The organism is Candidatus Curculioniphilus buchneri endosymbiont of Curculio glandium (assembly GCF_964275155.1).
In the GTDB taxonomy this organism is placed as follows: domain Bacteria; phylum Pseudomonadota; class Gammaproteobacteria; order Enterobacterales; family Enterobacteriaceae; genus Curculioniphilus; species Curculioniphilus buchneri.
Window position 1 is genome coordinate 775,811 of sequence record NZ_OZ193413.1, and the last position, 17,940, is coordinate 793,750.

The window sequence follows — 17,940 nt, forward strand, 5'->3', positions numbered from 1 at the left end:
TAGAAGCCTGTATTATTGGCGTGACCGTTAGTAATATCACTATTAATAAACGTTGAAACATGAATATTGCCTTTAAGAATTGTACTTATATTTTATAATATACAAAGAATAATGTAATTTCAAAATAAAGGTATTGAGGATAAACCTATATTATATGACATAAATAAAATATTCCGATCAGAAATAGAATTCTGTTCATGAGTCAATAATATGATTTTAATCATTGCTGAATGACATAATAGTTAACCAATCAAATCTTCCAAACTTATTACTAACTTCGTATTGTTAACTATGCTGCCATTTTAAGAATAAAGATAAATATTTGTCTCTGTATCTTTAAACCTTACATTAAAACGACAAATATTATTTTTTTAATAGTCTAGAAATTTTAATTTAAAGAGAACTTATATCTAGAGTACCATCATAAATTTGTTCAATTTCTATTACAACTCTTAGAATAAGAAGTATTGTAATTGAATATGGTAGCGTATAAAGTACCAATCATAAATGTATCGAAAAATAAATTTCACTTTTTACTTTACATCTCTCTATTTAGTTTCCAACAATTAGTATTGTCAGTAAAAATCTAATCTAACAACTCTAAAGAGGAATAAAACACCGTTTAAGTAATTTCTAGATTGATACCTTCTAGAATTAAAATGAAATTTTAACCATTAAATGAGGTAATCCAAGTTACAGTGACAGCAAAAATAACGCTATTATTACATAGTGTGATATGTTTCTCTGCTATTCTATAATACTTGATATGGCACACTACAAAAGTCGTTCCAAATACCTTGCCATTTTATCTCGATCACAGAACCAACTATGATCTTTACTGAGATATAAACTATTGTTAATAGTGGTATAGAAATGATGACATCAACTTAATAGTGAAAGTTATTATCTAAGGTAATGGATCTACAGCTATTGAATGTAAGCTAGACAGCTATTTAATAAATTTCATTAAACTGATCAGTAATAGCAGTCAATGCTGAATGAACTTGTCTAGCGAATAATAGCGTTGTTATTATCGGGACTAGTTGACGCTGTAAAAATACAGTAGACTAGTGCCCTTAGGTTAAATTCTATCCTGTAAGTAATTAATACTAATTAGATAACCACCATGAAGTCTTAAGAACATACTTATAAAAGAGCTTGAGACCAAAAAAACAAGACCATACATAATGAAGTACTAAGGACAATATATTAGTTTTTTATAATTGTTTAAGTACAATGGCGATTTCTCTTAAAGTTTTAGATATTTTTCTACTAATGAATTAAAAAAAACTGTTTTTTTTTCATCAAAATATCTAAAAATTCTGATACTTTTCGTCTAAAAGACATTGTTACTTTCAATAACATGATTGAAATTAATCTACATTGTTCAATAATTGTGTTCTGTAATCAATAGTAGGATAGTAATAAGACATAGGCATATAAATACCATCTAAAAATTATTTGATTTGACAATCTTGATCATCGTATAAACTATGTAAAATACTTTCTACTACTACGTAGTATTCAGTAATGATATGAAACATAATCGGTAACCCTGAATATTTTTGGAATATCGCATAATATAATAATATTAATTATATCAAGCGAATAATTTAGCTTTTAAATGAATTTAATTAACATATTTATGGTGAGTGGACCTTGACCAACAAGCAATTTATTGAACTTAATTGCTTTAGGATCTAGCAAAGTCGTTCGTTCCAAACGACGTTATATGGTATGGTATATCAACAAATAATTATGAGATGCAGCACTGCGTAAATCAACCGATTCACGTGTTAACCATGTATTGTATCAGTTCGTTTGCTCAACGGGTATGACATTAAGAGAAAAAATCGAAATTTTCAAATACAGCACAGTCTATAAATAATTTACCGGACTGAAACAATACGCCAATTTGTTATTGGACTTTATATGATTTCTGATGCAATATAATAAAATATTATTGGCCATATATCCATAATATTACCAGTATTTCATACTAACTTATCTACTGATAAGACGTAGTAAAATTATTTTATTAATACCTGATTTTGCCATTACTGCAGTAATTTTACCATTTTTAAACTTCATGCTTATGCATATCAAATATAATACTTTCACTGAACTTGAGAACGATTACTATCTAGATGTTAACGATATCATCATTTTGAATGTGTTATTGTTTATCTTTGTATGAACTAACATTAACATGTTAATCTTTGATATAGATGAAGTCACTAGTTTTGTAAATAGAATTATATTATTAAAATAATGCTACTATAAATCCAATTAAATTTATATTATTTTATCTTCTTTGTCAGAAGCGTTAGATAAATGTCTATTAATTAATAGATCAGACATATTTATATAATATATTAACATTATTATTTTTTAAATGGAAATAATTTATTAAGATAATCTCTTATTATGTTATATATAACTATATCTGTTATTTTTAATTTATAATAAAATGAAAAAATATCCTATATTTTCATAAAATAGAAACAGTAAAATTATCATATTTCTTATTTAATTTAATTAAATTTGTTAATTAATAATATTATATATTTAAAATACTGTTAATATAATATTGATTAAATATAGATCAGTACAACCTTACTACTTGTAATGTTATTTAAAAAATATCCTACTGTTGTAATAATCCTTAAAATTTCATACAGAAAGCAATCTTTTGACAAAGTAGTCAAATTATTTTATTAGATTTCAATGAATGTGTTTAACAGTGAAAAATTTTAAAAAAATATACTAAATTATATTGTTAGATGTTAGTTAATAAACAAAAATCATTATTTATTTCTAATCTAACATAAATTATGCTAAATAATACCAGTAATTTGATAAATTTTAGTGAGTAACTTCAATATTACTGACCATTATCGGAAATGTGTTTAAGCAATAAATAACATTATATTGACTAACCTTAGTTGATTGCATTATATTCAATGATATCATTGTTCCATTTATTTGAGTAATATATTTTTTAAGCCAATGCGTTTTGTTAAAAAAATTTAGATTATGCTAATTATTAGTTTTATCTTTACTAAAATAAAGTGCACAAAACATATCAGATAAACTACTCATCGGAGAAAAATATTTTGTTTATCATTTCATCTTCTATTTGGTATGAGGATATCCTCAAAAACTATCAGAATAATCTTTATGTCGAAGAATACACTATCTCCTACTTTTAATTTCATCACAGCCGGAAAACAAGTTCTCTCTATTGAGAGGGAAGGTTTAGCACAGTTAGATCAATATATTAATGCTGATTTTCAACATGCCTGCGAAGTATTGTTCCATTGTACTGGAAAAGTAGTAGTAATGGGTATGGGTAAGTCTGGTCATATTGGTCGAAAGTTAGCTGCTACTTTTGCTAGTACTGGTACTCCGGCTTTTTTTGTCCATCCTGGAGAGGCGAGTCATGGAGATTTAGGCATGGTATCATCACAAGATGTTGTGATCGCTTTGTCCAATTCCGGTGAATCAAATGAAATTTTAGCTTTAGTTCCGGGACTAAAGCGTCTACGTATTCCTCTTATTTGTTTAACCAGAAATGCAGATAGCAGCATGGGTAAAATCGCAGAAATCCATCTTTGCGTGTATGTCCCTGAAGAAGCCTGTCCATTAGGTTTAGCACCTACTGCTAGCACTACTGCTGCGCTAGTTATGGGTGATGCACTTGCAGTGGCGCTTTTACAAGCGAGGGGAATTACTGCTACTGATTTTGCACTTGCTCATCCAGGTGGTATGTTAGGACGTAAATTATTATTACGTGTTAGTGATATTATGCATAGTGGCGACGAAATACCTTTAACCTCCAGAACAGCTTCGCTGCGCGAAGCATTAATAGAAATTACTCGTAAAAATCTTGGAATGACAGTAATTTGTAGCTCGAATAATGTTATTGATGGAATTTTTACGGATGGCGATCTACGCCGAGTTTTTGATATGAATATTGATCTAAATCAAGCTTATATTGCTGAAGTTATGACTCCAGGCGGAGTGCGTGTCTCACCTGAGACTTTAGCAGTAGAGGCACTTAATTTAATGCAATTATGCAATATTACTTCACTTTTAGTGGAAAAAAATGACCGACTACTTGGCGTTATACATATGCATGATATGTTACGTGCTGGTATAATATAATTAGAAGTGACTCTTTTTTATTTCCATCATGAAGCTAATGGCTCATATTAAATCAGTAGTGACATATATTGATAAAATGTGTGTAATCTATTGACAATATAGATTAGTGTCATATGTTCGATTATCTAATTGTTTTTCAGAATATAATGCCAATACATTGCATTATTCGAATTTCTATCGATAATTTACAGTATATTCTACTGTATTGCAACAATATTATTGTTGATATCATCAATGTAAGTTTAAAGAACCTGTTGATTTTCTCAAGTAATAATTTATCACCAGGATATAATAATTCTGATTAAAGATATGACAAAGTGAGCAATCTAACTCTTTAGGATTAGAGATCAACCAAGATCATATTAAAAGAAAATATAATAATAACAGAACATATTTTCTTTATGGTTAAAAGGTTATGTTTAAATCATAAACATGATGAACTAATTGAAAATACATTTTTTAAATATTTTTACTTTCTTTATCTTATATATTAAAGAATTATAGTATGCCAATGGGCAGTAAATATGATTAAAATATTACGTTGGATCACAACGATTCCTTTATTATTCATACTAGTTTTTATCTGTTTAAATTTGTTAAATACTGAAAAAATACCTTTACAAACAACGGTAAATAGCATACAACCAACATCTCAAAGTGAAAAAACTAGTATTCTAGCTTATAATACAGAAGGTGGAATTAATTATAAGTTGATAGCTAATCACATAGATTATTTCGCCAAAGAGCATATTACTTGGTTTACTAAACCGAGTGCTACTATTTTTGATGAAAAAAAACTCCCTACGTGGATGATTAAGGCAGATTTAGCTAAATTAACTAGAAATAAGATTTTGCGTTTATATGGTCACGTTCAAGTACATAATTTAACTAATGCTTTTCAAATTCAACATATTATAATGGATAATGCAGTTATTAATCTACTGACTCAAGATATCTATTCAGATAACATAGTTACTTTACATGGTATTAGATTCAGTGCTACCGGCATGAAAATGCGCGGTAATTTACGTAATAAAACTGCTGATTTAATTGAAAACGTTCATACTTTTTATGAAATGCAGAATTCATGATATTTATCCTATTCTTTTATTAATTAGCAACCTAATATTAGTGAATATGCAGGTAAAGGCATTCACTAATGATAACCGACAATATATATATATTAGTGCTACACAGCAATCGGTAGATTTAACTACTAAAACTATGACTCTTATTGGTACAGTAGTAGTGAAATACGGCTCTATCGATATTCGAGCAAATAAGGCAATAGCTTACTTTAATGAAAAAGATAGTTATAAGGTTGTAGAAGGATATGGCGATCCGGTTAAATTTTTTCAATTCCAAGAAAATGGCAAATTACTTCAGGGACATGCTTCAAAAGTACGATACGAATTTTTAAATGACTTATTAATGTTAACAGGAAAAGCCTGCATAGAACAATTAGATAGCAAAGTAAAAGGAGATCGAATTATCTATCACGTAAAAAAGAATAAAATAGAGGTATTGAGCGATACAAATAAGCAAGTTACCGCTATATTAGCACCTGTACAGTTTCAAGATGAATTCATTAAAAAAACTTCGATAAATCCAATTAAATAATAATATCTATAATCCATGGCAACATTAATTGCAGAAAATTTATCTAAAACTTATAAAAAACACCATGTAGTAAAAGATGTTAGTTTGAATGTTAAATCTGGCGAAATTGTTGGATTGTTAGGGCCCAATGGCGCGGGTAAAACTACTACTTTTTATATGTTAGTAGGTATTATTAAACGTGATATTGGCAGAATTATGATAGATGATATCGATATTAGTATTTTACCAATGCATATTCGCGCTAGACGAGGTATTAGTTATCTTCCACAAGAACCTTCAATTTTTCGTCGATTAAATGTATTTGATAATTTAATGGCAGTATTACAAATTCGCCGAGATCTTTCTAAAAAACAGCGTATCTGTCGTGCAATAGAGTTAATGGAAGAGTTTCATTTGAATCAATTTAAAAATAGATTAGGTCAATTTTTATCTGGAGGCGAACGGCGCCGTGTTGAAATTGCGCGTGCATTGGCTATGAATCCTAAATTTATCTTACTTGATGAACCTTTTTCTGGAATTGATCCTATTTCGGTGAGTGATATAAAAAAGATAATTCAATATTTATGTCATCGTGGCCTTGGTATATTGATCACTGATCATAATGTACGTGAAACACTGGATGTATGCGAAAGAGCCTATATTGTTAGTCAAGGCAAGTTAATTGCCTATGGTTCTCCTTCTCAAATTTTGCTCAACAAACAGGTTAAAAAAGTGTATTTAGGTGAAAAATTTCAATTCTAGTTTTTAATTCAAACAATGTTATTGTTAATTATATAGAAAACTAACATATTACATATTATGTTACAATTTTCACAATTAAATAATTAATAATGAATTTTTTTCAAAAAAATAGGATTTATTTATCTGTTGTAAATAGCTATTAATTTTCAATATTATGAATATAAATCGCAAAAAAAATGACTTTCTATGATTATACGGATATATGCAAAATAATTAGTATATACTGAAAATATTTCTGATCATTTTCAATGTAATCAAGAAAAAGATGATATTAAATCAGAATTTAGGACTTTTAAAATAAAATATACTTTTAAATAAGGTAAGAACAGATAATAAATTTATTATTAGGATAATGATTATGCTATATATAATAATATAAAATAAAGATATCTAACACTAGATACTAGTGTATAATGCAAGAATTTTGAGTAATGATATTATATTAATAATATTATTGATATAATGTATGTTAGTCAGTAATATAATTAATAGTATGTAAATTTTTATATATAACATATAATACACTATGAAATTAAATTTATTTCAAAAAATTAACACAAAAATTTTTAGTAAAATAAATAATTCAAATAGCCAAAAAAGAAATGATATAAATAAAATGACAAAATCGATTAATAAATATTATTATAATATGTTTTTGCAGAAATATTACCTTAATAGTATCTTTTATTGAACGGTTCAATATAAATAAATTAAATAATTCATGTTCTAAAATCACAGTGTTTATATATTCAAATGTTGTTTCTTAAATTGAAAATGGCACAAAGATATCCATAATTTACAATAAAATGAAAAAATTTTTAACTAACCGATAATATTCTAGTTGACAATAATGCTTTACACAACGTCCGATTTAGTTATTTTCTATATAATCAATAGAAAAAAATTTTTCTAAAAATTAATCTCTATATTATATTAATTAATATGATATTACATTGAGGATAAATAAAATGCATAAATTTATTAAATTAGTTATAATTTAGTGCCGTTATATTCACAATATAACGAGACTAGATTGATATGTATACGACTATCGTATCATTAAATATTTAAAAATATATTCAATGATAAAATAAGTATCAATAAGCATAAAGAGAGTATTTATTCTGCTAATTCATAGCAGAATAAATGAAAAGTATCAATTTTTACATTAATTTATTTTCCTATATTCAAGAATAAAATGATGAGTCTTAAAAGTTAACAGCATACTAAGCGACTCGAAATGACTAATAACATAGAAATGCAGATTAATTCATTATTAAATATTGAACGTACACGCAGTGATATCCATTGCCAAAGTAAAAAAAGAGCAATAGAGCTAATAAGTGAATTAGCAGCAATACAGCTCAATTTATCACCAAAAGTAGTGTGTGAGGCTATATTGACACGCGAACGGATGGGTAGTACAGGTATAGGTCATGGTATTGCAATACCACATGGTAAGTTAGAACAAAATAAGTTGCATACACTGGGAGTTTTTATCCGGCTTGAACAACCTATTATCTTTGATGCGATTGATAATCGACCAGTAGATCTTCTGTTTGCACTATTAGTATCATCTGAACAATGCAAAAATCACTTGCATATATTATCGTTGGTGACCAAAAAATTAACGGATAAAACTCTTTGCCGTCGCTTACGTGCTGCACAAAGCGACAGAGAATTATATCATATTTTTACTGAAAACGGAAAATAGTGATTGATACTACTTGCTAGTTACCTCAATAATTAAAATAAGGAGGATCGAAGAAAATAATAACTTATATTAGTAGTAATCTACAAGAAGCCAGGAGGCTATATCATCATGGTACTGATTATTATCAGCGGTCGATCTGGTTCAGGTAAAACCGTTGCTTTACGCGCATTAGAGGACATAGGTTTTTATTGTGTGGATAATCTTCCAATTGTATTATTACCAGCATTAGCTGAGACGTTAAAAAGTCGTAATATTTCTGCTGCAGTGAGTATTGATGTACGTAATATGCCTGAATTTCCGGAAATTTTTGAACAGGCTATTGTACATAATCTTCCCCGTATTTTTTCCCTGCAGTTACTATTTTTAGATGCTGATCGTGATACACTTATCCACCGATATAGTGATACTCGACGGCTGCATCCACTTTCTATCCGCAGTTTATCATTGGAAACAGCAATAGATGAAGAGAAAATACTTCTTGAGCCGCTTCGATCATATGCTGATTTAGTGATTGATACATCAGAGATGTCAGTACATGAATTAGCGGAGATACTCCGTACCAGGCTATTAGGTAAGCGAGAAAAAGAATTAACTATGATGTTTGAATCATTTGGTTATAAACACGGCATTCCTATTGATGCAGATTATGTATTTGATGTGCGATTTCTACCTAATCCATATTGGGATCCTAAACTTCGACTAATGACTGGTCTTGAGCAGCCGGTAGCGGATTTTTTAGATCTTCATACTGAAGTCCATAATTTTATTTATCAAACTCGTAGTTATTTGGAGTTGTGGCTTCCAATGCTTGAAACTAATAATCGAAGTTATCTCACAGTTGCTATAGGTTGTACCGGTGGAACACACCGTTCAGTTTATATTGTCGAAAAATTAGCAGATTATTTTCGTTCCCGTGATAAAAACGTACATTCTAGACACCGTACATTAGAAAAAAATAAATCGTAATGTTTTAAATAAACAATAGAAATTTAAATATTAGTTAAGATTTTTAATTAAAAATTAATAAAAAAACTTTGTTTATTCATTATATAAAATATAACTTTATAAAATATATGTAATTAAATATAAATATTTAAATTGTTTTATTGTATTCTATGTTAAATAGGAACTGATTAATTTAATGTATTAAATATGTTTAAAGATTAGACTTTTATACTTTTTATATGTATAACCACGTTAGTTATTATTAACATAATATTTGGGTACATTAAAAAATATATTTGAAATGTTCTGTTGTTGAACATTACTGTTCTCCTCATTATATAAACAATATAATAAAGTAATCTTTGATTATCTTGACAAAAGATATAAATATATTATCAGCTAATCTTAAAATAAAATATTTAATAAATACACTTATCTATTGTCTAGATACTTTAAAATATTAATCATTTTATTCAGGTATCTGTATATACATATGCAATAATACAATTACATATTAATTGTCATTTATATATAATATGTTATAACAATATTATTGTACTTTTTTATAAAATGACTGAATAAATGTATGTCTTTTTAAATGTTAACATGTATGAATACTCGTTATTTATGCTGATCTAGCGTAGTGGTACGAACTTATTTTTAGATTTTAACCATCATTATATTCTATTTTTAAATTCAACGATTCACTTCTCAATAAAAATGTTAAATATAAAAATTTGACTAAATTTAATGATTTATTTTCATATAGAGTTTATTAAAAATAGAAAATGAAAGTTTACATAGTTTTTACTAAAACTAAAATATTAAGAATGACATGAGACTATACAAAGATTATATAGATTCTACAAATTTACTCTTTTAATGAAAAATTATAATAGTAATATACTGTCAATCAAATTAGATATAATATCAATTATACTACATATCTTTTTTAATACATATCTTTTAATATCTTATTTACTAAATAAGGATGATAGGTCTGTTGGAAAGATGAAGTAATAAATAACGTCAATATTTTCACTATTTGAAGTAAAATTTCTTTTTTTATAATATAAATTATGCCAATACGTTGTTTGTAACTTGTGATACATGAAGATATATGTGTATAATAGCAAATAACGATATATGATTGAGTAATGATTATGATTCATATCACTACTAGTGCTCAACAACATTTTTCTAACTTATTAGTTCATCAAGAACCTGGTACTCAAATACGCGTATTTGCTATTAATCCCGGTACATCTAATGCAGAATGTGGTATCTCATATTGTCCATCAAATGCAATAGAGGTTACCGATACTGAACTAAAATATGAAAAATTTTTGGTTTATGTTGATAAATTAAGTTTACCTTACTTACAAGATGCTGAAATTGATTTCATTACCGATAAATTAGGTTCACAATTAACGCTGAAAGCACCTAATGCGAAGAAGTTAAACATAGTAAATGATGATGCTCCTCTTATAGACCGCATCGAATATTTTTTACAATCAAACATAAATCCTCAATTAGAAAGTCACGGAGGGCAAGTTAAATTAATAGAACTTACGGATGATATGCTTGCTGTCCTTCAATTTGGTGGAGGATGTAATGGTTGTGCTATGGTAGACTATACGCTGAAGGAAGTCGTTGAAACAAAACTTTTAGAAACATTCAGTGAACTCAAAGGTATATGTGATTTGACCGAACATAAGCATGGAGAACATTCCTACTATTAAAAATTGCTAGCTATCACCTTTCAAGTTAAATAAAATAACAAAACAGAATTAATAGTTTTTCTTCATAGAAAATGTGTAATTTTCATTACAATGAGTGTTATCACATTAAAAAGAAATAATACAAACTAATTAAAACAATTATATTGATCTAAAAATATTTTTAGTTTGATAGAGTTAGTATTCTCTTCTATAAAAATAATATTTTATTTTTATGTAAAAATCTTTAAAAGTTTTCACATATACTACTACGTTAGTATATAGTGCCGATTATATCTTTGATATCAATAAATTTTAAATATTTTTGTTGTTTTATTTTTTAAATATAGAAACTAAAACCTAGTGTCGTAAGACAAAGTCTTATATTACTATTAATTTTTTAAATTTATGTATTTATTAGATCAATAAATTGATTTTGAATCAAAATCCGTACTAGAGGATATTTAACAGTACTATATAATGTAATAATAATTTGATTCATTAGATTTATTTTTTTAATTAATAAATGATAACAAACATTTTCTATGTTACAGGCTTATAACCTGTGATTGATATCACTCATCATATAGACATTTTTATGTATATCTATGGTATCATAAGAATCAAGAGAATAAAATTCTTAAATTAACATTCAGTTATTATCATTAAATTGACATATCAATTTCTAATGTTAGTGAAAATAAATGTTAGGATTAGGATATTTAAATTTAAAAATATCTTCATCTCCTGTAAATTACAGGCGCAATAAAATTGCCTACAATCTATCTAACAATAGATACCTTGCTTGTATAAAATAGATTGTAGAACAATCTATTAGCATTACGAAAATTGCAAATAAGACAACAATTATTCGTGATATTTAATTTTTATTATATTTCTACAACAGAGTTCTCTATTTACATGTCAGTAATATTTTATAATATATCGAATTTAATACTCCGATTAAAAGTATCTGATTTTACTTCTCATACAATAATACAATTAAAGTAATCATAAACTTTTTTTAATGTAATATCAAAAATAATTTTAATTTACCATATTTAATCGATGGATAATTTAGTTATTTTATAAAGAAATAATTCAAAGAAATTGATGCCTATATCATGATGATATGACACAGTTTCTAATTACGGTGAGTCGTGCAGATTGGTGAAGCAATACGTTTGGAATGTATTATTGGTCAGAGGTTCCAATTTTTCGAACAAAATTTTTATAAGGATAAAAATAAGAAGCTTAGTTTTTATATATGAAATAGTCTAACTTTTTTAGAATTTTTCTGGTCTTCATCACAAATAATAAGTTAATGTTATGCATTATTTATTAACATAAATTTATTACTATAACTAGTATTCAGAATATTTGAATTAGATGAGTAGGTTATTTGAGTATTCATAAAATGATAACATATTCATGTTAGTATATAAATATAATGTATGTAACTAAAATAAAAAATATTCACTTTTAATTGAAAATAGATAACAAACTTTATCTATCTGAATAAAATTCATACATAAAATATATCACATGTCGCATAGTAATAGATACATAATTTCGTAAGCTGAATGTTAGTTAGTTTTTTTGTAAAAAAAATATGATTAGTTGACGTGATAAAATATTAAAAAATCTTTTTAAAAAAATAGATTACCTGCATAATATAAAAATGTGTATATATTATGAAATATAACTAATTTTACTATGTTTTCAATTTACTATTTAATACAGTTAGTAACAATGAAATCATATATATACATGATGTATATCTCCTGTAAATTTGTGCATTACTTACTAAGTATAAACAAGTATTAACTGTAATTAATACAGTGTGATATTTATACACGATCATCTACGGAATGATTTATATATTTATAAAATATTTTATTTTCCTGATGCAATATTTTAACTTTAAGAAATACAAAAATATTGTATTAGCTCTTCAATATATTACTAGAAATTTTAGAATGGGTTTTTATTTTATGAAGTTTAGCTGTGTTAATAAAATTTGTTAATTGAGATTTTGATCTCTTCATATACTCTTTTAAAAAATATATTAGGAAAAATAACTTAAATATATAAGTATGAAATTTATATTCATATAAAGATCGTCTTAATGATAAGATATTAAAATTAGTGCATTTTCTGATATAATACTAAACAAGTCGTTTTATTACATTTGTATTATTATGAATAATTTTGGCTGTTTGTCAAACATACTATAATAACTTTATAACCAAGCACTATCTTACATTTTATGAAATCTTGTTCCTTGAAAAGGATTAAAAGATTAGGATATTATTATCAATTCATATATACTACTATATAATTTATTTGAATGTATAACTCGTTTATTTGAAAATACATCTTTTTCAAGAGATTTTTTAAATAAGAATTTAAAGATAAAAGAGTTAATTAGTATAGTAATGTAGTATTATGATTAACGAAATTGAACACTCTACCTTTTTGATTCACGATTATGAAACATTTGGTAAAAATCCTGCTATTGATCGACCAGCTCAATTTGCAGGACTTCGCACTGATAGTCAATTTAATCCTATCGATGAACCGAAAATTTTTCTTTGTCGTCCTCCTGACGATTATCTTCCAGATCCCGATGCAGTGTTGATGACTGGAATTACACCGCAACAAGCGTTGCGTCATGGTGTCATAGAGCCAGAATTTGCATTTCGAGTACATCAATTATTTATATCACCAAAAACTTGTGTTTTAGGATATAACAATATTCAATTTGATGATGAAGTAAGTCGCCATTTATTTTATCGTAATTTTTACGATCCTTATAGCTGGAGTTGGAATCAAGGCAATTCACGTTGGGATTTAATCGATGTAATGCGTTCTTGTTACGCTCTCCGCCCTGAAGGAATTAAATGGCCGATTAATGAAAAAGGATTGCCTAGCTTTCGGCTAGAGCATTTAACTTATGCCAATGGCGTAAATCACATCCATCCTCATGATGCTATGGCTGATGTCTATGCTACATTAGCTATGGCTAAACTAGTTCGTAAAGTACAACCAAAATTATTTAACTATCTTTATCGCTATCGTAATAAACATCAGCTAAAAAAACTAATTGATGTGAAAACAATAAAACCACTAATTCATGTATCAAACACATTTAACGTTACTCATGGTAACATTGCTTGGATTGCTCCTCTTGCATGGCATCCTACTAATCCAAATATATTAATTGCCTGTAATCTAAGTGGTGAAATGCAATTACTTACAGATCTAAACAGCGAAAAGTTACATATCTTATTACGTACTCCACCTAAAGAAAGAGAACAACACACTGCAATACCATTAAAACTAATACATTTAAATAAATGTCCAGTACTAGTACCTACTGACACACTTAGATCAAATGATGCTATTCGGTTTGGCATGTATCTTCAACGTTGTCTAGATAATTTAATCTGGCTACGTGATAACCATTTACAAATACAAAAAAAAATCATAACATCATTTATGGAAATATCTACTTCTTATACTACATCGGATAATGTAGATATACGACTTTATGACGGTTTTTTCAGAGCATCTGATCGTGCTGCGATGAATGCTATCCTAGCAACTTCACCTGAAAATTTGCCGGCACTCAATATTAAGTTTATTGATCCCAGACTAAAACCTTTACTTTTTCGCTATCGAGCGCGTAATTTTCCTCACACATTAAATCATGACGAAAGAATACTTTGGCTAGAATATCGAAAATCTTGCTTTATTCAATCTCGAATAGAGAGTTATGTAAACAAATTGAAAATACTCTATCAAATTCACAAAGATAATGGTACAAAAATTAAGCTTATCAATGCATTATTTGAATATTTACACACCTTGTGATGAAGGTTTACCTTACTATAATAAGGTATAAAATATTGTAATTTCATTATTAATAACCATTAATGTATTTAAAATAAACACTGTATTGACATATGTAATTTCATTGATTTAGCCAATTTCATTACACACATCATCATATACATATTTTATGTATATACATTTTTTATATATATCTCAATTAAAAAAATTATTACCACAATACTTTTCAATTTTTTTTAATGTTTCAAAAACATATTAATAGTTTACTATGTATGTAAAAATATTAATTACTTAACGTATGTGTGAACATTAACTATTTTAAAACTTTTGAGTATCATTTTTTAAATAGAGCATTCTCGCTATCAATATATTATTAAATTCATACTAATTTTAGTAACTATTGTCTCAAATTAAACATATAAATCATGTTATATATATTATTTCACATATAGTGAAATTATACTATATCTTAATTATTTTAACCTTAGTTTAATTGATAATAATTTCTTTATAATTTAAGATAATTGATATACAAATATCAAAAAATACATAAATAGTAGTTTATAAATCTTTTTGATATTTAGCTAATAATTACTCTATGTATAATTAATAATCACATTGATCAACTTATTTCTAATTTTAATATTTTATAAAAAACGTATTTTCCATTTAAGTTCATAATTAAAAATAATTGGATAAATATATCATCTAACTACGATTCATAATCATTTTTAAAATCAATTGGACAGTGAAGACTGTGTAATATTTTATTTTATAATATGTCAAAAGTATAATATATCGTCTAACATGCTAGATATGGAATATAATATGTTTATCCATAAAAATCCTTAATTGCAATTAAATAATCATTTTATGTAAAATTAAGAAAATTTTCCGATTTTTTTAGATTTTCTATTCTATTTTATATTCTATCAGATTAAGTAAAATGCATTAATTTTTATTAATTATTATTAATTGATAGCAAGTTTTTATTTGTAATAATATTAAACAAATAAATATAAAATGTGATCTTGCTCCATTACCTTAATTTATTCCTATTACATTCAGTTAATATTTTATTTTTTAGTGTATTCATTTTTGAATAAAATTTCACATGATTCCATATAAATATGGATATCTAAAAAAGATGAAATCTACGTCATGAGACCAGAACACGATATTAATTTAATAATTGACTACATCAATGAAATTATCAAAAAAATATAATGAAGTTATAAAGGATTTATCATTAGATTTTAATCTAAATGAGATTTATATTGACTCATGTTCATCGTATATACCATAAATCATGCGATTTAATTAGTTATATAAAGTCAATAAGAATAATATGTTCTTAAAAAATACAATTACATAAGAATGATTAACAAAAGTTATTTTTAATAATATTAGTTATTTCCAGTGACGTATGTTATTAATATGTAGTGAATTACATTCACTATCTTTATATTCTAAATTTTATTATAATAAACTGATTTTTTTCAATTGAATTACATTAATTATAATGTTTTTCATTTTACAATGAATAGCTTTCTTGAATAAGGCATCGTCACTTCTGATTTTTTTACTCATTTCTGTTTATATTGAAACATAACAGAAAACAGTAACATTGTTATCCTACATTTTTTGAGAAAATGAATAAGATGAATATCTTGAAGGAGTTATTAAATGCTCTATGGCAACAAAATTTTGAAATATTGTCCGATCCGATCTTAGTTTGTATTATGTATTTATTAGTGTGTATAATCCTTTTTTTAGAAAATGGATTCCTTCCATCTTCTTTTTTACCTGGAGATAGTTTGTTAATATTTTTAGGTGTCTTAATTGCTAAAGGTACACTTAATTTTCCGATGACACTGTTGTTATTAACTATTTCTGCAAGTCTCGGAAGTTGGATTAGTTATCTACAAGGAAAATGGTTAGGTAATAATCGGATTGTAACAAACTGGCTTAATCATTTCTCTGTTCATTATCATGAACGAGCCTATCGTATGTTTTATCGACATGGACTATCAGCTCTTTTGATAGGTCGTTTTATCGCATTTGTACGTACTCTTTTACCAATTATCATTGGATTATCTGGATTAAAAAAATCACGTTTTCATTTTTTCAATTGGACTAGTGCTTTTTTATGGGTGTTTATTCTTATCCTAATAGGATTTTTTTTTGGAAAAACCTCTGTTTTCCAAAGATATGAAGAAGTAATGATTTTATGCTTAATGCTATTACCATTAGTTCTACTTAGTATTGGATTAGTCAGCTCCTTAGTAATCATTTTTCGTAGAAAAAATTGATTCCGAATTAATAATAAAATTACCAATTGACTACAATGAATTCATATAGATCCAAATACTATTTACTGCTATTTTCGTTATGAAATTTTCATTATAGTATATATCATTATAGTATATATATAGTAATATAATAGTGCTGTTGCACTAGTATGTAATATTAATGCAAAAATTTATTTTAAAAATTGAGTTAAGATACTTAATAGCTATATAATGAGTATTTTAATGCATTCAGTTAAATACTCATTATAAGTTATATATATAATCATATAGAATTATGTTACAACTTAATATTATAGATAAGTTAAGAACTAATAAGGATTGCTTAAAGGTACGTATACCAATATCATAGAAAATAATTTGTAAACTATTTTAAATAGTAGTATTTTAAAAATGATAAACTCAAATATTATTTTCAATAGATTTCTTCACATACCGAGTAGACTATAATAGCTAATATATTATTAATAGTATTATAAAAAATAATTATATTACATATAGCGAGCCTATATGCTAATTCTTAGCAATGCAATGGTTTTTTCAAATTCTAGAAAGTTATTTATCTATTTTAATACAAATAGAACATTAATTTTGTTGACCATAAGAATCAAGTAAGGTTTTTAAAATTTCTTAATTTGTTATTGAACTAATGTTAGCCATACTTTAACCTGATAGTTAAGAGTTTCTAATTTAGACAATCATACTATCACTATACATTAAATAGCCATATTTTATTAATATCATTGATATTAATTAAGTTGATATTTTAGTATTATTCATTGATATTTTCTAGTAAAACGGTCCTCTAAATTTTCATTTAGCTTTCAAATAAAAATTTTCGTCGTTATTAAAAATAATAAAAAACGTGTAG

At 26.2% G+C, this 17,940-nt stretch carries 9 protein-coding genes; all 9 read left to right on the plus strand.

All coding sequences use genetic code 11. The features are described 5' to 3' along the window. The first annotated feature begins 3,180 nt into the window (after nucleotides 1-3,180). The 9 genes from kdsD (at nucleotide 3,181) to ACICP0_RS02370 (ending at nucleotide 17,072) form a co-directional block, all read left to right on the plus strand. The gene (gene kdsD, locus ACICP0_RS02330) at nucleotides 3,181-4,167 is read left to right on the plus strand and encodes an arabinose-5-phosphate isomerase KdsD (protein ID WP_395479698.1); all 987 of its coding nucleotides are present in this window, start codon (nucleotides 3,181-3,183) and stop codon (nucleotides 4,165-4,167) included. 524 nt (nucleotides 4,168-4,691) lie between these two features. Next, on the plus strand, nucleotides 4,692-5,258 hold the full coding sequence (gene lptC, locus ACICP0_RS02335) for an LPS export ABC transporter periplasmic protein LptC (RefSeq protein WP_395479699.1): 567 nt from the start codon (nucleotides 4,692-4,694) through the stop codon (nucleotides 5,256-5,258). Between the two features lie 46 nt (nucleotides 5,259-5,304). Beyond that, nucleotides 5,305-5,787: a lipopolysaccharide transport periplasmic protein LptA gene (lptA, locus tag ACICP0_RS02340; protein ID WP_395480253.1), complete on the plus strand. Its 483-nt coding sequence runs from the start codon at nucleotides 5,305-5,307 to the stop codon at nucleotides 5,785-5,787. 15 nt (nucleotides 5,788-5,802) lie between these two features. After that, nucleotides 5,803-6,528 carry an LPS export ABC transporter ATP-binding protein gene (lptB, locus tag ACICP0_RS02345; RefSeq protein WP_395479700.1) on the plus strand — a complete coding sequence of 242 codons (726 nt, stop codon included), beginning with the start codon at nucleotides 5,803-5,805 and terminating at the stop codon, nucleotides 6,526-6,528. Nucleotides 6,529-7,768: 1,240 nt separating this feature from the next. Beyond that, on the plus strand, nucleotides 7,769-8,242 hold the full coding sequence (gene ptsN, locus ACICP0_RS02350) for a PTS IIA-like nitrogen regulatory protein PtsN (RefSeq protein WP_395479701.1): 474 nt from the start codon (nucleotides 7,769-7,771) through the stop codon (nucleotides 8,240-8,242). 108 nt (nucleotides 8,243-8,350) lie between these two features. Next, nucleotides 8,351-9,208, plus strand: a complete 858-nt coding sequence (gene rapZ / locus ACICP0_RS02355) for an RNase adapter RapZ (protein WP_395479703.1) — start codon at nucleotides 8,351-8,353, stop codon at nucleotides 9,206-9,208. Between the two features lie 1,142 nt (nucleotides 9,209-10,350). Next, on the plus strand, nucleotides 10,351-10,929 hold the full coding sequence (gene nfuA / locus ACICP0_RS02360) for a Fe-S biogenesis protein NfuA (RefSeq protein WP_395479704.1): 579 nt from the start codon (nucleotides 10,351-10,353) through the stop codon (nucleotides 10,927-10,929). A gap of 2,424 nt (nucleotides 10,930-13,353) precedes the next feature. Then, a complete protein-coding gene (gene sbcB, locus ACICP0_RS02365; protein ID WP_395479705.1) occupies nucleotides 13,354-14,781 on the plus strand; it encodes an exodeoxyribonuclease I in 1,428 nt (475 codons plus the stop codon). Nucleotides 14,782-16,421: 1,640 nt separating this feature from the next. Then, the gene (locus ACICP0_RS02370) at nucleotides 16,422-17,072 is read left to right on the plus strand and encodes a DedA family protein (protein WP_395479706.1); all 651 of its coding nucleotides are present in this window, start codon (nucleotides 16,422-16,424) and stop codon (nucleotides 17,070-17,072) included. Nucleotides 17,073-17,940: the final 868 nt, after the last annotated feature.